This window comes from Paenibacillus sp. GM2FR (genome assembly GCF_002803325.1).
Taxonomy (GTDB): Bacteria; Bacillota; Bacilli; order Paenibacillales; family Paenibacillaceae; genus Paenibacillus_AQ; species Paenibacillus_AQ lautus.
The window spans coordinates 262,589-283,131 of sequence record NZ_MKZM01000008.1 but is presented as its reverse complement, the minus strand read 5'-3'; the positions used below and the strand labels follow the sequence as shown (position 1 = coordinate 283,131).

Below are 20,543 nucleotides of genomic sequence, written 5' to 3'. Positions count from 1 at the left end.
CACCTCCTATTTTTTCAATTTCGGATCAAGGGCATCACGCAATCCATCACCGAAAATGTTAAATGCTAACATCGTCAAGCTGATAAATAGAGCAGGGAATAACATCCGCCATGGATAGTACATCCATCCGGACAGGGCATCATTAATCATGGAGCCCCATGAAGCAACCGGTGCCTGAACTCCAAGACCAAGGAAGCTCAGGAAAGCCTCGGCAAAGATCGCACTTGGAACCGACAGGGTCAATGTAACGATAATCGGCCCCATTGCATTCGGAATCAAATGCCGGAACAATAGACGCGCAGTGCCCGCACCCATCGAACGTGAAGCGAGGACATATTCTCTGCTCTTAAGCTGCATAATCTCGCCCCGCACAATCCAGGACATGTTAATCCACCCGGTGATGGTTAAGGCGAGTATGATCGTTCCTAAACTTGGTTCAAATACAACCAGAAGCAAAATCGTAACGAGCAGATAAGGAATGGAATACAAAATTTCTGCAAACTTATTCATGAACTCATCGACACGGCCACCGAAATAACCCATGATGCCGCCATATATTACACCAATCATCAAGTCAATCGCAGCTGCTGCAAGACCAACGGTCAAGGAAATCCGAGCTCCCATCCAGGTACGTACAAAAACGTCGCGGCCCAGATCGTCGGTTCCAAACCAATGTTCTGATGAAGGCGGCATATTCGTATTCATCAAATCATTCGTTTCATAATCATAGTTAGAGATCATCGGGCCGATAATGGCCATGATGACAATCAGAATCATAATAACCAAGCCCGCCATAGCAAGCTTGTTCTTGCGCAATCTTTCCCAGGAATCTCTCCAGGAGGACAAACTTTCACGCTGTATTACCTCGGATTGTTTCTCATCAGGACCAATCTTCTGAAAATCTTCAGGCTTCAAGTTGAGTGCCGCAGGATGAGGCATACGTTGTTCTTTCTCCATGTCTACCTCTCCTTTCCGCCGGTCAATTTAATGCGTGGATCCACAAATACATACACGATATCTGTAACGAAACGCGCCAGCATCAGCAAGATGCCGTAGAATATGGTAATCCCCATAATGACTGTATAATCGCGGTTTGTGATACTTTCAACGAACTGCTTGCCTATGCCGCCAATACCGAAGATCTGTTCAATAACGACCGAACCGGTAATGATGTTCGCTGTCATTGGGCCGACATACGTTACGACCGGCAAGATGCCGTTACGGATAACGTGACGGAACATAATGGCGAACCAGTTAAGACCCTTGGCCTTCGCCGTCTTGATATAATCCGAATGCAGTACTTCCAGCATGCTGGATCGCGTTAATCGCGCGATAAATGCAATCGGTTGAGCAGATAGGGCCATTACAGGAAGCACATAGTCTAGCGGTCCTTCAAAACCCATGACATTGAAAATGCCCGCTTTCTCTGCGAGAACGAATTGCAACAATGACGCGAGTACAAAACTCGGTACTGCGATGCCGAGAACCGAGATAATCATGGCGATGTTGTCAATCAGCTTGCGGTGATACAGAGCTGCAAGCATCCCCAGCAGGACACCCACGATAACGGATACTACGATCGCGATAAGACCCAATCGGAGTGAAGGGCCAAATGTATCAACAATAATATCAGTGACGGATTGCCCCTGTTTCTTCATAGACAAACCAAAGTCACCCTGAACGATATTGCCCAAGTATTTCGTATATTGCTGAAATACCGGTTTATCTAAATCATACTGCTCCATCAGCCTCGCCAAAATTTCAGGCGATGGCTTTTTCTCTCCCATAAACGGATCGCCCGGTATGGCTTTCATAAGAAAAAAAGTGGCTGAGATCAGTATGAACAACGATACAAGCATATAAAAAAACTTACTCGCCACATACCTCAGCATTTCGCTAGCCTCCTGATCAGTTGTTCTAAACCAAGCCGTCTATATAATTGTATTATTCTAGAACGGAACTGGCATCCCTTAACTTTCACCAACGGACACAAGATTTGGAAACCTTGTGCTCATACAAAAAAATCGGGATATATATGAGGTTTAAATGCCCCACATATATATCCCGAACCGTAACCTTTTATAAATGGCTTACAAAAGACTACTCGATATATGCACGTGTGAAATCGATATCACCCTTATAATCCAGATGAAGGTTCTTCACCCATGGTTTAACCAGGGACACGCTAGAGTAATAGTAGATCGGCATTACAACTTGGTTGTCTTCAACGAGAATTTTCTCAGCTTTGGACATCAGCTCCATGCGTTTAGCGTTATCGCTAGTTGCATAAGCATCCTTCACAAGTTTGTCATATTCTTCGTTCTTGAAGCCAGTATCGTTGTTACCACCGTTGGATGTCCACATATCGATATAAGTCATCGGGTCGTTATAATCTGCTCCCCAACCGGAACGGGCAATTTGATAGTTCAAATCCGTACGGTTCTTCAGGAATACGCCCCACTCTTGGTTTTGTACCTTCACAGTAACACCGAGGTTATTCTTCCACATATCAGCAATAGCAAGCGCAATTTTCTTGTGGTTGTCATCGGAGTTATGGATCAGAGTAACTTCCGGTAATGTGGTATAGCCTTTTTCCTTCATACCTTGCTCGAGCAGTTTCTTAGCTTCTTCAAGATTTTCATCGAAGTAAGAATCCGCTACCTCTTTACGGTACTCGTCGGACTCACCCTTGATGCCAGGAGGAACAAATCCAAAGGCAGGAAGCTGTCCACCTTGCGTGATTTTCTCTACGATCGCCTTACGATCAATCGCCATGGCAAATGCTTTACGGATGTTCACATTGTCAAATGGTTCTTCTGTTGTGTTAAAGATATAGAAATACGTCGATGAAATCCCTTTGATCATCAGTTCATCGCCCAATTCCTTCTTGATCGCATTCAGCTGATCCGTCGGAATATTTCCTGTTGGATGTCCTGCATAATCCAATTCATCGTTACGGTAGCTTGAAAGTTCCGTTGCAGAGCTGTTCACGATACTCATTTGAACTTTTTCAAGTTTGATTGAATCCTTATCCCAATATTGGTCGTTCTTCACAAGCTCGATCTTTTGACCTTTGGTCATTTGTGAAACTTTGAACGGACCATTGCCGATCAACGTTTCCGGTTTGGTTGCCCAAGAAGCATTACCTTCAACGGAGCTGTGAATCGGGAAATAAGTTTGGAATGACATCAAGCTGAGGAAGTATGGCGTTGGGTTTGCCAGCGTAACTTCGAGCGTATAATCATCGGTTGCTTTTACGCCGACTTCATTGGCGTCTTTGATCTCTCCAAGATTGTAAGCTTCAGCGTTTTTGATGTAATAGAGCTGATACGCATATGGTGATGCAGGAGTAAAGTTCGGATCAAGTACGCGTTTCCATGCATACTCAAAATCTTTTGCCGTTACTGCATCGCCGTTACTCCATTTGGCATCTTTGCGAAGGGTGAAGACATATTTCAATCCATCTTCAGAAATATCCCATTTTTCGGCTACGCCGGCCTCTTCAGAACCATCTGCACCCTTGCGAACCAAACCTTCAAACACAGCACTGATTACCGTGTTCGACGTGTTATCCTGAGCCAAGCCCGGATCCAATGTAGGAGGGTCGGAAGCAAGGTTCATCCGGAAGACTTGCTCTTTAGGCTTGTCCGCCGTTCCGCCGTTATTGGCGCCTTCGTTCTTGTCAGCTCCACACGCGGCCAAAACTGAGCTGAAAGCAAGAATTAGCGTCATGAGAAGCAGTAATTTCTTTTGTTTCTTCATCTTGCGGTATCCCCCTCATAGATTTTAGGTATATGCTTATCGATTATACAACCAGTGGTCAAAAAAATCCAGAAATCAATAAATTGAAAAATCTGCCTGACCCAATGATCAAACAGATTTATCATATAATTCTAGTTATTAGATTGTTCTTACATCATCTTAATTATGTAGGAGAGGATGCCAAAAAATGTGAATACTATGTACCCGAAGCTCATGCTGACAAACCCGAGACGCCACACGGCGCGCAGCAGTCTTTTACCGTTAACCTTGCCTTTCCAGCGGTTCTGCGCACTGCCGATCAGCCCCGCTGCAATGAGCAGCATGAGGAGAATGAGATAGAAACCGAATTTGGACTGGAATGTATTATTAAACAAGGCGGAGACCGAAAACAGCATAAAAAATGTGGTGACATCCATGGCCAGCTCCAGCGCTTGCTTTCGATTTTTATTTCGTTGCAAGACAATGAAATAAACCAGTAAAAACGGAATGAACGGAAAAAGACTTAATGTGTGAAACAGCCCCTGCAAGAAACCCATGCTAAGACCCCCTATGTATTCATCCCCTCGATGAGCTGCGTTATCAGCTCGTGTGTTGGCACTGAAACGCCATATTTTTGACCCAAACGGACAATACTGCCGTTAATCCAGGCAACTTCCGTCGTTCTGCCGTCCATTACATCCTTAAGCATGGAAGACGTGTTACCTGAAGTCGATTGGCAGACAGATACAATCCATTCCCACAGCCCGCTTCCATAAGGAATTCCACCCGCGTCATATACGGCGATCCCTTCATTATATAACTGCCTCATAAGCCTGACTCGTTCAGGGGAAGATAACAGCTCTCCGTTAGGAATCCGCCACAATGCAGTCAAAGGATTAATGACTGCGTTCATCAGCAGTTTGCGATAAATCATCTCCTCCATTTCATTCGACAAAAAAGCTTCAAATCCTGCTCTATTCAGCTGTTTAACAAGCTCAATTTCATGATCTTCTTGAGAGAAAGCATCGAATGGGCTCCCGGCAGGTTTCATTTTGCCGATTGTCGTCGTTCCCTGACCGGCGTGCAAAACAGAGACGCTGCTTGTACGCTTGGCCCCTTCCGTAGTAATGGCTGCGTAGATCGTCCACATCGGCAGCAGGCCTTGAAGCCGCTCCAAATGGCCTGTACCGTTCTGAAAACATAGGAGTCTGCGGTGATCTTGCCCAAATAGAGCCAGCATCTCCGTTGCCATCTCTTCGATCCCTTGCTGCTTCATCATGAGGAAAAGATAATCCGCATCCGCCGCGCCACCCGACTCGGAAAAGGATGACCATGAGCAGATCGAGAAAGTATGGGCGTCAACGACCTGGTGTTGACCCATGTCCTCGATGGTTATGCCGGAAGCCCGAAGCTTGTCCGCCTGCTCCTCGCTGCGGCACCATAACGTGACACGGCAGCCTGACGCCGCAAGTTTGCCCGCATATAATAGCCCCAATGAGCCAGCTCCGATAATATGGATATTCATGATAATCCCCCATTATTGTAATCGAACACGAAGTACTAGTCCTAGTATATATCAGAACAATCTCCTATACGCACAAATAACCCGCCAAAGCGCATGAAATGCACTAATGCGGGTTACGGCTAGAGCAAGATAACCTTTACCTATTCAATTCGTTCCAGATTACCGTTTGCGTCCATTTTGAAGCGCGTCTTCAGTTCCTCGTCTTCTTCATTTAAGAAAGCAAGCCTGCGTGCCCGATCCATAATCTGAATCAGTGCCTTATAATCGTCATTGACCACATGATAGTCCGTTTTCACTTCGCTGACTTCCTTCAATAACCGTTGATTCTCACTGCGGAGCCTTGAAAGCTCCTCCTCTTTTTCACGCAAATTCTTCTCGAGCAATTTATACTGACGTGAACTTTCCTGAAGCCCGCCCTTCCACTGCCGAAGGAAACGGATAACGGCATCGATGGACAGTGTCTCTTCACTTGCACCATCATTCTTATAGACATCGTGCTCCAGTTCCTGAGCAGCCAAGCCGGCAACCTGCGGTCCGCTTACCGAAGGCTGTTTTTTATAATAACTTCTCTTTTGACGCTGAGATTTCGCCAAGCTGATAGCATCCTCATATTTCTTGCGAACGCAGCTATTCCAACGAAACCCACAAGCTGCCGATGTCCGGCCGATTCTTTCTCCCACTTCCTCAAAGGCAGCCAATTGGGTGCTGCCCTCACGAATATGACGAAGGGTCACCTCCGCCAATATCAGGTCGTCCTCTGCACTCCATGCATCCTGTCTCACTGCTGACATACCATAAAACCCTCCTAACGACATCCTAAAATAACCGTCTTCAATACCGTAAATCGGCTGCTGAATAGGGTATAAAAACTGCTTAATTCATTTCTATGCCTCTCATAGAGTTCATAGAATCTATTTGATACTAAAATGTATTTCCATTTTGATTACAGATCATACTCTTACGAAGGGAAAAGGGAAGATTCGTCCAAATTTATTCGCGAATTCAATGTCATGTTTCTGGTTAATAATAAAAAATAAAGGGTTTTCTCGAGTTAGGCGTTTACACGTTTTTCCCATAACGCTATAATGTTCATAGCAGCATTATGTGCGTACATACGAGAGGAGGATATAATCGTGGCACGGATGTTTCGAGTCCTTGGCTTTTTTACCCTGACCATCGGGTTGATGGCCTTTGCCGGAGATCATATTGAAATGGCACTGCTTTTCTTCCTGCAGACTGCATTTTTCGTGATCCTGGGATATTTGAAATTCACGGAGAGAACCTATATTCTTCTCTTCTGGGCTTATATGATCGTGACCTTCACAGGCTTTAGCTATTGGACGGTCTTCATTATGGGCAAACCACTCTAATAGGTAAACCATGCAAGCGATGCTTGAAATCCGCCGGCTCAACTTGGACAAACTGAGGAACGCTGGTGGTTTTTCCTTGCAATTAGAGAACGAGAGTACTTAAAAGAGCGATCAGGTGCTTTAGCTGCCGGATCGCTTTTTTAATGCCTAAAGGTTGATAATTGAGTCGTATACGTCATATATTGGTTAAAATGAAGGGACAAACAGCGGTTGGATTCCTTTCGACTAACAACCATTCAAGGAGGACTCCCGTTTGAATGTACGAGTAAAAAAACCTCTCCTCCCGGTCATGCTGTGTATAACCCTGTTGTTCTGCTTCATAGGGACGCCCGCTTCCGTATATTCCGAGCAGGAACTAAGCCCGGTTATGCCTGATTCGGAAGAGGCCCGCAAACTTCTGGAGGACAGCCTCTCCATCGTCGAGATTGATCATGAAATCGAACGGATAACCAAACGCATCGCCGAATTGCAGCTTCTCCAGAGCGAACTGCAAATCAAAATTCAGGATATGGGCTTGCGTATCGAAGACCGCCGCGATCGGGCGGGAGCTGTTCTTCGGTCTTATTACATGGGTGAACGGGATCATTTATTCTTCATGCTGTTGTCTGCAAAAGACGTAGCCGGTTTTTTCCGGGTCATGGACTTTTACGATATGATCATTCAAAACGACCGGGATACCCTTGCGGTATATAACAATCAGTACCGCTCACTTGCCTCCGCTCAGGCTGAAGCGGAACGCAATACAGCTCAGCTCGCCGAAGTGAAAGACAGCCTTGTCAAGCAGCGTGAACGGGTGCTGGCGCTTGAACAGCAGGTTAACGGAGCACTGACAGCCAGCGGCAACCCGGATGCTATGAAGAAGTTGATTGAGGAATTCACCCTCTACTGGGAGAACGTGGGGCTGTACGAAGTAAAGCGTCACTTCCAGGCTCTGGCTAGCGCCATGGAAAATCTGCCGCAATTCGTCCAAGGAAGCAAGAATATGTTGAAAACAAACGGCAAGGAGTACACCATCGATATCCATGAGGATGATCTCAACGCATTTTTAAGATCTGAAGATGAAATCTTTAACAGCTTTGCTTTCCATTTTGACAATGGAAAAGTAATAGCTTCAGGTGAGAGCGGAAATCTGTCGCTGCTGATTGAAGGAAAATACACCGTGATTAACGAACCGGAGAATGCCATCATGTTTCAAGTCGACAAACTTGTGTTCAATCGGCTGGAATTGCCTGACACCACACGCAAGGCGCTGCAGGAAGAATTCGACATGAACTTTTATCCTAAGCAGTTGGTGTCTTTCTTAAAAGCAACGCAGGTCTCCAGCCAAGAACAACGATTAGTGGTCAAAATGGAGCTGGATTTATAGAAAAAAGGCTGCCCCTCGCTGGGCAGCTTTTTCTTTCATGGTTGAGCAGACTTGTACAATTCTCTATATTCTTCTATCGTGATTTCGCCATGCAGCAATCGATTCGCTGCTTCGCTGTACGTTTGAAAGCCTTCCGAATCGCCGAAATCCAATGCTGCCGGCTCGTTTCGAGAGAGCAGCACTTGGGCTGGAACGGCTGCTTTTTGCCAAATGCCCCGCTCACTTAGGTTGGTACCCGTGACATACAACTCAGAAATAACGGGAAGCGTTCCTGCCGCTCTGCTCCATTCGCGCTGCATTTCTTTGCCAGTCATATACGTAATCCATTTCATGGCAAGCGACGATGATTCCGTGTGTGCGGCTACCGCAAAACTTCGGGTTCGGACAACGGGCGTATCCAGTTGCGCCTTCCCCATCGCCAATGCAAGCGACACTCCATCGGTGTCTTGATCTGAAAAGCTCGAATACGGCTCAATCACCACGGCTGCTTCCGCCTTACCGGAGGTGGTCGACGCTTGGCCGTTATCCTCTGCATCCGTCGCGTCTTGCACGGATTCTGCCCGTGTTCCGTGATTACGAATCAGCATATCAAGCACCTCATGATCCGGCTTGGAGGGATCACCTTCGAGCAAATGAACCGCCGCACCGAACGCGTAAGGATCATTCCAATCAAATGAGAGGGCAGGGCTTACCTTATTCAGCTTCAAATACTCCTGCCATGCCTGACGGCTCTCCGGCACTTTAAATGGTTCGCCGTCCTTCCCCTTGGTCTTCCAGGTCATAATATAGGGGTCTATATCAAACGGCATTCCCCATTGATATCCGTTCCACTGCAGCGGTGGCAGAAGGCCATTTAAGATGTCTTCACCCGGCATCGTGCCCTGGGAAGAATCAACGGGCAGTAAGCATCCATTCATTGCAAGCGCTTTAATAAAGTGTGAATCCGTTAATACAATATCAGGACCTTCACCAAGAGACATCTCGAGCAGAAACGACTCTTTGTGTGTTTCACTGATCTCCAGAGGCGTAATTTCAATCTCAGCACCGGTCTCTTCCATATAACGCTCATTAAGAGCTTTTAGTTGTCTCAGTTCATCCGGGTTTAACTGAACACCGACCTTGATCGGACCCAGATCGGTCTCCGGTACCTCCGGCCTTTGCAACGGAGGACTAGGTTCATCCCCCGGGGGCTCTCGTCTAGTATGGTGAGTGAAGTCAAAGCTGGGAGATAAACTGGATAAAGACAACAGTAAAATGGCAAATAAGAACCAATACTTCTTCCGCTTCATATCCCATCTTCACTCCTTCAAATAGTCGCATGTCCTTATTTTACCAAACTTCTAGTGCTCTTGTCCTATCTTTTTTGTTAATAATCTAGTCCAGATTTTACTAATAACGCTAGGAAGGAAAAAAGACTGTCCTATGAATCTTGAACAGTCTTTATCCTGCAAGTTATTTTGCCGTAATCATTTCTCGGGAAATATATGATTATAACAAGTCTGCAGCCAGCTGAGCCAGCTTGGATCGTTCCCCTTTTGTCAGCGTAATATGCCCGCTCAGATTTTCCTGCTTGAAGCGTTCAACCACATAGGTCAACCCATTGCTCACAGCATCCAGGTAGGGATGGTCAATCTGCTCCGGGTCTCCCATCAGGATCACCTTACTCCCTTCTCCCGCCCGGGATACAATCGTCTTAACCTCATGACGGGATAAGTTTTGCGCCTCATCCACAATGATGAACTGACCTGGTATCGAGCGGCCCCGGATATAAGTCAGTGCTTCCACCTGGATGCTGCCGAGTCCCATCAATATTTTATCAATATCACCCGATTTTTTGGTGTCGAACAAATACTCCAGATTGTCATATATCGGCTGCATCCATGGTCTTAATTTCTCTTCCTTTTCGCCAGGCAAATAACCGATATCCTTCCCCATCGGAACAACCGGACGGGCAATCAGCAGTTTTTTGTATTTATGCTCATCCTCCACCTTGGAGAGGCCTGCTGCCAACGCCAACAAGGTTTTTCCCGTTCCGGCTTTCCCGGTAATGGTGACAAGCGGAATATCGTCATTCAGAAGAAGTTCAATCGCCATGCGCTGTTGGGCGTTACGGGCGCTGATGCCCCATACAGGTTCATTGCTTAAATGGAGGGGCTCCAATCTAGTTGCATCCTCATTCACATGAAGGAGAGCTGACTTTCCTGTCCCCATCTCATCCTTCAGAATAACAAATTCATGCGGATAAAGCGGATAAGGCAATTGAAGAGGTTTAATCGGCAAGTAACGATAGCTGTAAAATTCATCGATCACCGAAGGATGTACCTTTACTGTAGAGAATCCAGGATACAATTCACTTGGATCGGCTGTACGGTCCGATAAATAATCCTGTGTTGTGAGTCCGAGCACATCCGCTTTAATTCGAACAAGCACATCCTTGCTGACCAGAACGACGCGGCTTCCGTCCTCCTTCGGCTCCTCCTCCAATTTATAATTTAACGCGACAGCCAAAATTCGGTTGTCGTTGGATGCTTCGCTAAATAACTCCTGTACCTTGACGAAGCTGCGATGATTAAGCTCTACCTTCAATGTCCCGCCATTCTCCAGAAGAACCCCGTCATGAAGATGACCATGTTCTCTTAGCCCATCGAGCAATCGGGAGACCGTTCGGGCGTTGCGGCCGATTTCATCAGCATTTCGCTTCTTTGAGTCAATCTCTTCAAGAACCACCGCAGGAATGATGACTTCATGCTCCTCGAATGCATAGATCGACTGAGGATCATGCAGCAATACGTTCGTATCCAGCACAAATATTTTTTTCATCTTATCCCTCCACTGCTTCTTCATCAGGTACACACATAAACCTTTCCGTCCCGGACATAATAAGCGTAGCGACTGGAGTAATTTAGTGAACTCTACTACGAAAGGACAGATCAATCCATGAGAGCTGCTCTATCCATAATACTAGCGGTGTTGTTGCTCGCAGGCTGCGGGACCGCCAATCAGAATGCATCACCCTCTCCTCGTAATCAAACCAATGGAACTACTGCTAACAATGTTCCCAACATGAATGGGAACAGAGGTTATACCACTAACAATGTAGACGGTTGGGCTCCGGATAATGCGAATACGGGACGAGTCGGCAACGCAAATGATAACAACGGACAAGTTGACGCTACAACCGCAAATCACCTAAAATCACTAGCCGAGAGTGTGCCCGGCGTAAAAAACGCCAACTGTGTTGTCATGGGAAATACGGCTGTTGTTGGACTTAATGTAGATGGAAATTTAGATCGGGCAGAAGTCGGAACCATTAAATACACAGTCGCTGAAGCCCTTCAATCCGATCCGGCAGGTGCCAATGCACTTGTTACGGCTGATTTAGACGTTACAAACCGGATTGCCGATCTTGGCCGGCATATTCAGGAAGGAAACCCCATTTCAGGACTTGCCAGTGAACTCGCTGACATCGTGGGCCGCATCATTCCTCAGCTGCCTAAAGATGTAACACCTCGAGATCGTAATGCACAAGATAACGGTGCACAAACAGTAAAGCCGAATAACCGAAGCAACGCACCAGCCAATCCACACCATAATAAATAGACCCATGTTGAGCGTAAACCCGCCTATAAGCGGAAGACAAATCCGGTCATAACCCGAGTTTGTCCGTCACCCATCTCCAAATTTCATACAAAAAAAGCCCAGTGAAGCACACTGGGCTTTTTTTAAGGTCATAACAACGCCACTAGCGAGCATTTCTGCTTCGTCAGAGACATGACCCCTATCATATTCAGAGTTTTGTTGTCTGTTTGGTGTGAAATGGACACCCATGTCGAATGAACACGCCTGAGAAGACATGGAATCAGAAGGATGACATCTGAAAGGCTCCCATCCCCAAATGGAATCTGCTCGCACAAATGCATGGGCAAGGTAATCCGTCTGCCGATTACAGATCAATGGGTGTGTCGTATGCATCATAAGGTAGGACATGCCTTCGGCCTCCTGTACAATGATCTCCATCTGATACATTGTATTATAGCATACAATAAAACTTGCCTTCAATTGTCACGGAGTTGTTGCAGATTCCGCTTCTGTCCCCTGCCCGCCAGCGTTATGCTTGCCGGCAAGCTCGTCTTGCAGCGCTTGTTTGGCCGCGTCCAGCTCGCTGCTGCTTATATACACATAAGGACTCTTCCAATTGCCTGTGACCGGCATGAATTTGACGTCATCTTTTCCAATATCATAATAAGTCGCAAGCAAATTTCGGATCTGCTCCTGCTCGAAATCGGTGGTCATGTTATCGCTGACCGCATCCAGAGCATTGCCTACCTTCGCAACGCCCCCGAGCGATTTCATCTTATCGAGGAGGGAATGCAATACTTCGCTTTGGCGGGCATTACGCTCAAAATCGCTTGATTCCTTCGTTCTCGGCGAACAGCTGTCACTGGATTTACGGTAACGAACATAATCCAGCGCCTTCTTGCCATCCAGCTTCTGAGGACCCACAGTGAGGTTAATGTCGGTCTTGTCCGCAGTATCGCGGTAACACATATTGTATTGAACGTTAACATCCACTCCCCCGAAGGTGTCCACAACGTCACGGAATCCCTGGAAATCGATTACCGTTACATAGTCGATATTAACGCCAAGGTACTTGCTCATCATGACTTTCATTTCTTCTTCAGCCGGAATGCCGCTGCCCGGTTCCTTTTTCTCGGCAGCATTGTAGGCCGCTTTAAACCTTGGGTAATAAGCGTTCAGCTTCGTCGCTTTATATCCATCGAGTTCAATGAGCGTATCCCGCGGCAGAGAAACCAGCGTCGACGTATTGGTTTCCGGATGCATGGTGGCGACCATGACCACATCCGTCAAGTAAGTCCCCGTTTCCGGGCGATGATCCGTTCCCAAGAGAAGCACCGTAATCGGTTTTTCCTTAGCGGATTGCCCTGGAGCTACAGGTTTGTCGATCCCGCTTTTTTCAATGATCTCATTGCCCTTGATGTACAAGTATCCGGCATAACCTGCTGCAGCCAGAACTGCGATTAACAAGACGATCAGAATGAATTTAAAAAATGATTTCCATGCGCTTTTTTTCTTTTTTGGAACTGGCTGTTTCTTGCCCTTCCCCCCACTTTTGGCTCTCGGAGGGAGATTGGTATGAGTAGGATTCATATCATAACACCTGATTTCATTCAAATTAGATGAATGTCCGATAAACGCTTCAAATTTCGAAGCATTTACCGGACCATGGTTGACTTCTCTCTCTTATAAACGATGGGGACTGACAAAAAGTTGCCGTATTGTTGTTACCTGAGCTGCTAAAATTCTACAAAGCTTATGACTTCGGCTCGGCTTGAGCCTTCTTCTTCTGACGATCTTCAACAAAATATCGAATACGCACCATCAGCATCAATGCCACAGCTACTAACAAGCACTGGATAATCGGCAGCTTATCAATCTGAAACACAAGCAGTATCGCCGAACCCAAGGCCATCAAGATATACAGGAGAATCTCCTTCAACAGAGGAAGCTTCTGCTTCACCCGGAATACCTTGTTGTAAACGTAGGTGATCAGCACAAAAATCACGATATAAGAGATGAGTGGGTGCGCGGCAAACCATTCTTGCATGATAGGTTCACTCCTTTTGGACAAGTAGATCTCTATCTATTATAGATTTGCTTGCGCCATTTTACGATGTTTTTCTGCACGTTCGCGCTCACTCTTGTTCAAAATCTTCTTGCGGAGACGAACGGACTTCGGCGTAATCTCACAATACTCGTCATCGTTCAAGTATTCAAGTGCTTGCTCCAGTGAGAAAATAACCGGTGTTTTCAATTTAACCGTGTCGTCCTTCGTTGCCGAACGAACGTTGGTCAATTGCTTCTCTTTACAAATATTAACGACGATATCGTTATCGCGGGTATGCTCCCCGACGATCATGCCTTCATAAATCTCAGTCCCCGGTTCCAGGAACAGGGTTCCGCGGTCTTCCACCGACATCATGCCATAGAACGTTGAAGATCCGTTCTCCGTGGAAACCAGCACGCCTTGGTGACGTCCACCCACTTGACCGCCGATAAGCGGACCGTAGCTGTCGAATGCGTGGTTCATAATGCCATAACCGCGTGTCAGAGTCAGGAAATGGGTACGGTAACCGATAAGTCCACGAGCAGGAATCAGGAATTCCAAACGCACTTGTCCATTTCCGTTATTCACCATGTTCACCATTTCAGCCTTGCGTGTTCCGAGGCTTTCCATAACCGAACCCATGCTTTCTTCTGGTACATCGATCATAAGACGTTCGATCGGCTCCATTTTGACGCCATCAATTTCTCTAACGATAACTTCCGGCTTGGATACTTGAAGCTCATAGCCTTCACGACGCATATTCTCAATCAAAATACTGAGGTGAAGCTCACCGCGTCCCGATACGATATAAGCATCAGGGCTGTCCGTCTCATCCACTCTCAAACTTACGTCCGTTTCCAGTTCTTTGAAGAGACGGTCACGCAGCTTACGGGATGTTACCCATTTGCCTTCGCGTCCGGCAAAAGGACTGTTGTTAACAAGGAACGTCATTTGCAGGGTTGGTTCGTCAATTTTAAGGACAGGGAGTGCCTCCGGATGCTGTGGATCCGCAATGGTCTCTCCAATGTTGATATCTTTGATCCCTGCGATAGCCACGATGTCGCCGGCGCCTGCTTCGGCAACCTCGATCCGCTTCAGTCCCTGGAAGCCGAACAGCTTCTCGATACGGGCATTCTTGGTGGAGCCGTCACGAAGCATAACGGTTACCGGTTGGCCTTGCTTAATTACACCGCGGTTCACGCGGCCGACGGCGATACGGCCCAGATATTCATTGTAATCCATCAAGGTAACGAGGAACTGGAGAGGCTCGTCCACTTTCTCAGTAGGGGAAGGGATATGGTCAATAATGGTTTCATAAAGAGCAAGCATGTTATCATCTTGCTTCTCTGGATCCATACTTGAAGTACCGTTTAAGGCTGATGCATATACAACGGGGAAGTCCAATTGGTCGTCATTCGCTCCAAGTTCAATGAACAGATCAAGCACTTCATCGATCACTTCTGCTGGGCGGGCGGCCGGACGGTCAATCTTGTTCACAACGACGATTGGAGTCAAGTTATGTGCAAGTGCTTTACCAAGCACAAACTTGGTCTGAGGCATACATCCTTCATAAGCGTCAACAACGAGCAGAACGCCGTCGACCATTTTCATAATACGCTCAACTTCACCACCGAAATCGGCGTGTCCAGGCGTATCTACAATGTTAATCAAGAAATCTTTATACGTAATAGCCGTATTCTTGGCTAGGATGGTAATTCCGCGTTCGCGCTCCAAATCATTGGAGTCCATCGCGCGTTCCTGCAGTGTCTCATGCTCCCGGAAAATACCGGACTGCTGCAGCAGTTGGTCTACAAGTGTTGTTTTGCCATGGTCAACGTGAGCAATAATGGCAATGTTGCGAATCTGATCTCTTGATTGCATAAATATATCTCAAATCCCTTCTGTTCGAATGAGCCACAAAGAAAGCGCCGGACGACATGCCGACGCTTCAACATACATCCTATAATATAGGTAAACGAGCGGGAAAATCAAGTCTTTTCAGAAAACTTCCAGCAACTTTTACCTCTTACCAATTACCAACCTCTGCTCCATTTATTATTGCGCCCGGAACGATTGCGGCCGAAGATCATCCAAATGCCCGCTGCGATCAAGATCAGGGCAATAATGTAGAACGCCCCAGTCTCCAGCCAGGTAAAGATGAAAATCAAAACGGAAAGCACCGTCAGTCCAAGCGCAACCGGCAGAACTGCGCCAGGTCGCGGGCTCTCGTACAGATAATATTCATACAAGCCGACAGCCACGCCAAGAATCAAGACAGGCCATAAAGAAGCCATCAGCCCCCATCCCCCAATATTACATATGAAGAACAGAAGGCCATATACCGTCAGAATTCCGCCTGGAATGAGAATTGCGGCAGAGGCACGGCGACCAAAAAACATGATATGCAAAAAAATACCCGGCAGCAGCAGGACGAGCGGCCATAACGTTCTTCCCAGAAATCCAAACACACCAAGCTTACCGAGCAAAATAACAACTCCAGCAGCAACGATGAAAATACCCAGCGCCAAATCTTTTCTGGAGGACATTTGATCACCCTCTCTCTTCAATATATGTATCACCAAAAATAGCGGTTTCTAAAAGAAGCAGTTACGTTAATTTTAGCCCAAACCGACAAAAAAAACCATATCCCGAGCTTGTTCCACTTGAAATAACCTTGGCCCGTCCCATATACCTGCCTGAACCCAACAAAAAATGGACAACTGCACGAAACAGTCATCCATCTTTCCACGCACTCCCTTACGCCAATGGGTTGTTTAAATAAAACCCCGTTACGTGCTAGGCCGTCTTACCGTCTGTAATCCGCCAATGAGAACGACAGCTCCTGCAATGACAATCGGCAGCAGACTGTGGGCATAAGGCATCCAGTAAGCCAGAAGCAGCCCTACGCGGGAATCCTGTATGAGCATTTCGCCTGCTGTAAAAGCTAGAATACCGGCACCTATGTAAAGCAGCACCGGAAACTTGCGAAGCAGGCTGGAGATCATTCCGCTTCCCCATACAACGATGGGAATGCTTAATAATATTCCGATGACAATTAAGGCGAGATCGCCTTTTGCCAGCCCCGCAATGGCCAAGACATTATCCAGGCTCATCACGAAATCGGCAATCAATATCGTATTGACTGCGGCCCATATCGTTGAAGCTTTGGCCAAGTTTGCATGGTCATGTTCCTTTTGCATCATGAGTTTGACTGCGATCCAGATCAACAGTAAGGCGCCGCCAGCCTGTAAGAAAGGGATTTTTAGCAGCAAAACCGCCAAAAAAGTCAGAATACACCGTAAGAGAACAGCCCCTGCAGTCCCGATCCAGACCGCCCGTCTGCGGTGTATTTCCGGAAGGTCTTTGCTGGCCATCGCGATGACCAAGGCATTGTCGCCACTGAGCACAAGATTGATCATCAAGATCTGTCCCAACAAAAAAATCGTCTCCACCAGAACAACACCCCCACTCTACACATATGTGGTAATTGTCCAGGCTATGCTTGCACATCGGGAAAAATAGGCCTATAATAAATCCACTTTGTTTAAGTGGTGGAACCGTATTCTAAGAGGAGTGACATTCATGGAAACCACAACCGCTGAATTTTTTCTTGCATTAATCAACATTGTATTCTTGGATCTGATCCTGGCCGGGGACAACGCCATTGTAATCGGTCTTGCAGCACGCAATCTTCCGAAGGAAACCCAGAAAAAAGCAATTATCTACGGCACTGCCGGAGCTGTTATTCTTCGTATCATTGCCACCATCCTCGTTGTCTGGCTGCTTAACATCCCTTGGCTGCTGCTTGTGGGAGGCGTACTCCTGATCGGCATTGCCTACAAGCTGATGACCGACGACAATGAAGATCACGGCAATATAAAGGCCGGCAAAAGCCTCGGTGCTGCCATTCGTACCATCATTGTAGCGGATGCCGCTATGGGCCTGGACAATGTCATTGCCGTCGCCGGCGCAGCCAAACACAATATGATCCTTGTAACGCTGGGCCTGCTCATCAGCGTACCTATCGTGGTATGGGGCAGCACGCTGTTTATCAAACTGATCAACCGTTTCCCATGGATTATCTATGTAGGTTCTGCGGTACTTGCGTACACGGCGTCCTCCATGATTACCGAGGAAAAGCACTTTCTGGGATATTTCGAAGCGCACCAGATCATTAAATATCTCTTCATTGCTGCCATCATTATCGGTGTTCTGACTGCAGGACATCTGAAAAAAAGATCCGCTGGGCGCCGTCAGTCATCCAGCCAGTCATAACCAAAATCTATGAGTAGAACAAAACACCCCAAGGCTTCTGAGAAGCCTTGGGGTGTTTTAAGTTAGCAGATCATCGAACGGTGCACACTCGTTCGCTTCGCCGCAACATCATGTTGACCTTCGTTCGATACTCGATTAAAACCAGTCTTCGTTTACCACGGGCTCCGCATGCTTCTCGCCAAGCTCACCGATTGTACTATCCGGGGTTATGATCACGGTCTCCGTACCTTCAATCGCTGCCTGGATCCGTGCAGGAAGCTCCGTAATGGAAGCCTCCACCTTCTCGATGATCTTCAAATTCGGATTCGTGGTGGGCGATTTAGGCACAAACAACGTACAGCAATCCTCATACGGCAAAATCGATGTCTCGAATGTGCCGATGTCCATCGCGATATTGATGATGTCGTTCTTATCCATCATGACGAGCGGCCGCAGCAGCGGCAGCTCGGTAGCTCTGCCGATCACATTCATGCTCGGCAGCGTCTGACTGGCGACTTGTCCGAGACTGTCCCCCGTCACGATCGCCAATGCCCCTTCCCGCTCAGCAAGCGAGGAAGCAATCCGTAACATCGCTCTGCGCATAAACGTAATGATCAGATTATCCTGGCCGATGCCGACAAATGAAGTCTGTACATCGGTAAACGGAACGAGGTGCAGCTTGATTTTGCCCGTGTAGCCCGATAACAGCCTTGTTAACTCCATTACCTTTTCCTTCGCTAGTTGGCTGGTGTAAGGGAAGCTGTAGAAGTGAACACACTCAATTTCAAGCCCTCTGCGCATAGCCGACCAGCCCGCTACAGGACTGTCAATCCCGCCCGAGAGGAGCAGCATTGCCTTCCCATTCGTACCAATCGGGTACCCGCCGGCGCCGGGAATCACTTCATAATACAGATAAGTCTCGTTCTCCCGAATTTCCACACGAAGCTCCATATCGGGCTGCTTTACCTTTACTTTAAGCTGGGGATAGGTTCGCAGCAATGGCGATCCGACTAAATGGTTCATCTCCTGCGAGGAGTGAGGGAATTGTTTCCACACCCTTCTCGCGTTGACTTTGAAGGTCGACGGGTCTGCTAGTTCCTTCTGCCCCATAAAATCAACCGCTGTTTCGATAATGCGGTCAAGCTCGGAAGGACATACGCGTACCGGACTGATGGACACAAGGCCAAATACTTTTTTAAGGACATGGATCAGAGCCTCGGGAGACTCCCCGTTAAGCTCGACGTACAAGCGGCCGTACTCCTTAACGATTTTCGCTCCCGGAAACGGTTTTAGCACGCTTCGAATATGATTCAATACCGATCTCTCGAATCGGTTGCGGTTTTTGCCTTTTAGGGTAAATTCGCCAAAGCGAAGCAGCAGTTTATCGTAAGTCATCATCTTCGGTTACCCTCTCTTTCTATAATGGGACGCAGGTTCCCGCAAACTTTAGCCAAGACTTCGACGAGTCGCGCTGCATCGCCCAGCTGATGCTCTTTGCCAAGACTGATGCGGATTCCGGAGGAAGCAACGTTCATGTCCTTCCCCATCGCTAACAGGACCCGGCTCGGTTCGCTTAATTTAGAGGAGCAAGCGGATTTGGTCGATACGAGCATCCCCATCTCTTCCAGAGCATGGACCATCACCTCGGGTTTTAATCCCGGATACGAAAAATGGATGATATGAGGTGCATTCTGCTCGCTGCTGTTTAAGACCAATCCCGGAATTTTTTCGATGCCCTGAAGCAAAAGCTCCCTTAATTCCGTCATCCTTGCATAATGCTCGGGCTGACGTTCTCTGGATAATCGCATGGCCTTCGACATCGCTACTGCTCCGGCAACATTCTCCGTTCCTGCCCGGTGCCCATTCTCCTGCGATCCGCCCGATACCAACGGGAACAACTGCACGCCTTGCTTGACGTACAGCACGCCCATTCCTCTCGGACCGTTGAATTTATGTGCAGACAGGCTGTATAAGTCGGCCTGCCACTGGGAAAGTGTCACCGGCAGCTTTCCAAATCCCTGTACGCCATCGATATGGAGCAGCGTTCTTGAATTCCGCTCCTTGACGATACGCCCCACTTCAGTCAGCGGCTGAACGGCCCCTGTCTCATTATTGACATGCATGATGCTGACAAGCACGGTATCTTTGCGCACAGCATCCGCCAGGGCAGCCAGATCCACCACGCCGGCGTGATCAACCGGCAGATAGGTCACTTCCCATCCGAGTGTTTCCAGCTGCTTGCAGCATTCATATACGGAAGGATGCTCTGTCCCCGTTGTGATGATATGCCGGCCCCGGCTGCTATACTGCATCGCAGCCCCTTTTATCGCCATGTTATTGCCTTCGGTTGCCCCGGATGTGAATACGATCTCCGTCGGCTGAACGTCCAGCGCGGCTGCACTCACCTCTCTTGCTTTTTTCAGCAGTTTAGCGGCAGCCTCGCCTGAACGATGAAGTGCTGACGGATTCGCATAATGCATCTTCATCACTTCCGCCATCGTGTCCACTACTTCATCATAGGGAGGGGTCGTTGCAGCGTGGTCCCAATATATCAAGGTAATTTCCCCTTTCCATCATACGCATCGCACGTTTTAAAACTTAGTCCAGACCTTTATATTTACACAAAAAGACCAAACGGTAAAGCCGCACTCCATCTTTAGA

20 protein-coding genes are annotated in these 20,543 nt (G+C 47.5%); 4 read left to right on the top strand and 16 right to left on the bottom strand.

All coding sequences use genetic code 11. The features are described 5' to 3' along the window. Positions 1–6 precede the first annotated feature (6 nt). The 6 genes from PAEVO_RS01350 to PAEVO_RS01325 all read right to left on the bottom strand — a co-directional run bounded on the left by PAEVO_RS01350 (position 7) and on the right by PAEVO_RS01325 (position 6,057). Positions 7–957, bottom strand: a complete 951-nt coding sequence (locus tag PAEVO_RS01350) for an ABC transporter permease (RefSeq protein WP_100535946.1) — start codon at positions 955–957, stop codon at positions 7–9. Positions 958–959: 2 nt separating this feature from the next. After that, entirely contained in the window at positions 960–1,892 is a 933-nt protein-coding gene (locus PAEVO_RS01345) for an ABC transporter permease (RefSeq protein WP_100535945.1), read from the bottom strand. 208 nt (positions 1,893–2,100) lie between these two features. Beyond that, complete coding sequence (locus PAEVO_RS01340; RefSeq protein ID WP_100535944.1) at positions 2,101–3,762, bottom strand: peptide ABC transporter substrate-binding protein; 1,662 nt, start codon at positions 3,760–3,762, stop codon at positions 2,101–2,103. A 149-nt stretch (positions 3,763–3,911) separates the two neighbouring features. After that, positions 3,912–4,298 carry a DUF3397 domain-containing protein gene (locus PAEVO_RS01335; protein WP_100535943.1) on the bottom strand — a complete coding sequence of 129 codons (387 nt, stop codon included), beginning with the start codon at positions 4,296–4,298 and terminating at the stop codon, positions 3,912–3,914. Between the two features lie 11 nt (positions 4,299–4,309). Next, positions 4,310–5,266: a ketopantoate reductase family protein gene (locus PAEVO_RS01330; protein WP_100535942.1), complete on the bottom strand. Its 957-nt coding sequence runs from the start codon at positions 5,264–5,266 to the stop codon at positions 4,310–4,312. Between the two features lie 140 nt (positions 5,267–5,406). Continuing rightward, complete coding sequence (locus tag PAEVO_RS01325; protein WP_100535941.1) at positions 5,407–6,057, bottom strand: RsfA family transcriptional regulator; 651 nt, start codon at positions 6,055–6,057, stop codon at positions 5,407–5,409. A gap of 342 nt (positions 6,058–6,399) precedes the next feature. Here PAEVO_RS01325 and PAEVO_RS01320 point away from each other — a divergent pair, with 342 nt between their 5' ends. Both PAEVO_RS01320 and PAEVO_RS01315 read left to right on the top strand, forming a co-directional pair. Then, complete coding sequence (locus tag PAEVO_RS01320) at positions 6,400–6,636, top strand: DUF2626 domain-containing protein (RefSeq protein ID WP_006209059.1); 237 nt, start codon at positions 6,400–6,402, stop codon at positions 6,634–6,636. Positions 6,637–6,889: 253 nt separating this feature from the next. Then, positions 6,890–8,002 (top strand): coiled-coil domain-containing protein, encoded by a 1,113-nt coding sequence (locus PAEVO_RS01315; protein WP_100535940.1) that lies wholly within the window; start codon positions 6,890–6,892, stop codon positions 8,000–8,002. Between the two features lie 35 nt (positions 8,003–8,037). On the opposite strand, the gene PAEVO_RS01310 is transcribed toward PAEVO_RS01315, so the two are convergent. Both PAEVO_RS01310 and PAEVO_RS01305 read right to left on the bottom strand, forming a co-directional pair. After that, entirely contained in the window at positions 8,038–9,291 is a 1,254-nt protein-coding gene (locus PAEVO_RS01310; RefSeq protein ID WP_100535939.1) for an extracellular solute-binding protein, read from the bottom strand. A 199-nt stretch (positions 9,292–9,490) separates the two neighbouring features. Continuing rightward, positions 9,491–10,822 (bottom strand): PhoH family protein, encoded by a 1,332-nt coding sequence (locus PAEVO_RS01305; protein WP_100535938.1) that lies wholly within the window; start codon positions 10,820–10,822, stop codon positions 9,491–9,493. Between the two features lie 117 nt (positions 10,823–10,939). On the opposite strand from PAEVO_RS01305, the gene PAEVO_RS01300 reads away from it, so the two are divergent. Continuing rightward, a complete protein-coding gene (locus PAEVO_RS01300) occupies positions 10,940–11,602 on the top strand; it encodes a YhcN/YlaJ family sporulation lipoprotein (RefSeq protein WP_100535937.1) in 663 nt (220 codons plus the stop codon). Positions 11,603–11,668: 66 nt separating this feature from the next. Here PAEVO_RS01300 and PAEVO_RS33605 read toward each other — a convergent pair whose 3' ends face one another. The 6 genes from PAEVO_RS33605 to PAEVO_RS01270 form a co-directional block, all read right to left on the bottom strand. After that, a complete protein-coding gene (locus PAEVO_RS33605; protein ID WP_165789599.1) occupies positions 11,669–12,019 on the bottom strand; it encodes a hypothetical protein in 351 nt (116 codons plus the stop codon). A gap of 45 nt (positions 12,020–12,064) precedes the next feature. Then, on the bottom strand, positions 12,065–13,171 hold the full coding sequence (locus tag PAEVO_RS01290) for an LCP family protein (protein WP_100535935.1): 1,107 nt from the start codon (positions 13,169–13,171) through the stop codon (positions 12,065–12,067). Between the two features lie 163 nt (positions 13,172–13,334). After that, entirely contained in the window at positions 13,335–13,628 is a 294-nt protein-coding gene (locus PAEVO_RS01285; RefSeq protein WP_100535934.1) for a YlaH-like family protein, read from the bottom strand. 39 nt (positions 13,629–13,667) lie between these two features. Continuing rightward, the gene (gene typA, locus PAEVO_RS01280; RefSeq protein ID WP_071222960.1) at positions 13,668–15,509 is read right to left on the bottom strand and encodes a translational GTPase TypA; all 1,842 of its coding nucleotides are present in this window, start codon (positions 15,507–15,509) and stop codon (positions 13,668–13,670) included. A 152-nt stretch (positions 15,510–15,661) separates the two neighbouring features. After that, a complete protein-coding gene (locus PAEVO_RS01275; RefSeq protein WP_100535933.1) occupies positions 15,662–16,174 on the bottom strand; it encodes a hypothetical protein in 513 nt (170 codons plus the stop codon). A gap of 243 nt (positions 16,175–16,417) precedes the next feature. Next, positions 16,418–17,080, bottom strand: a complete 663-nt coding sequence (locus tag PAEVO_RS01270; protein WP_100535932.1) for a TerC family protein — start codon at positions 17,078–17,080, stop codon at positions 16,418–16,420. Between the two features lie 130 nt (positions 17,081–17,210). Between PAEVO_RS01270 and PAEVO_RS01265 the strand changes: the two genes are divergently transcribed. After that, positions 17,211–17,903 (top strand): TerC family protein, encoded by a 693-nt coding sequence (locus PAEVO_RS01265; RefSeq protein WP_100535931.1) that lies wholly within the window; start codon positions 17,211–17,213, stop codon positions 17,901–17,903. Between the two features lie 135 nt (positions 17,904–18,038). Here the strand turns inward: PAEVO_RS01265 and thiI are convergent, their stop codons facing one another. Together thiI and PAEVO_RS01255 are read right to left on the bottom strand one after the other, a co-directional pair. Further along, positions 18,039–19,277 carry a tRNA uracil 4-sulfurtransferase ThiI gene (gene thiI / locus PAEVO_RS01260; RefSeq protein WP_100539285.1) on the bottom strand — a complete coding sequence of 413 codons (1,239 nt, stop codon included), beginning with the start codon at positions 19,275–19,277 and terminating at the stop codon, positions 18,039–18,041. After that, positions 19,277–20,437, bottom strand: a complete 1,161-nt coding sequence (locus PAEVO_RS01255; RefSeq protein WP_100535930.1) for a cysteine desulfurase family protein — start codon at positions 20,435–20,437, stop codon at positions 19,277–19,279. The genes thiI and PAEVO_RS01255 overlap by 1 nt, the downstream gene beginning before the upstream one ends. Positions 20,438–20,543: the final 106 nt, after the last annotated feature.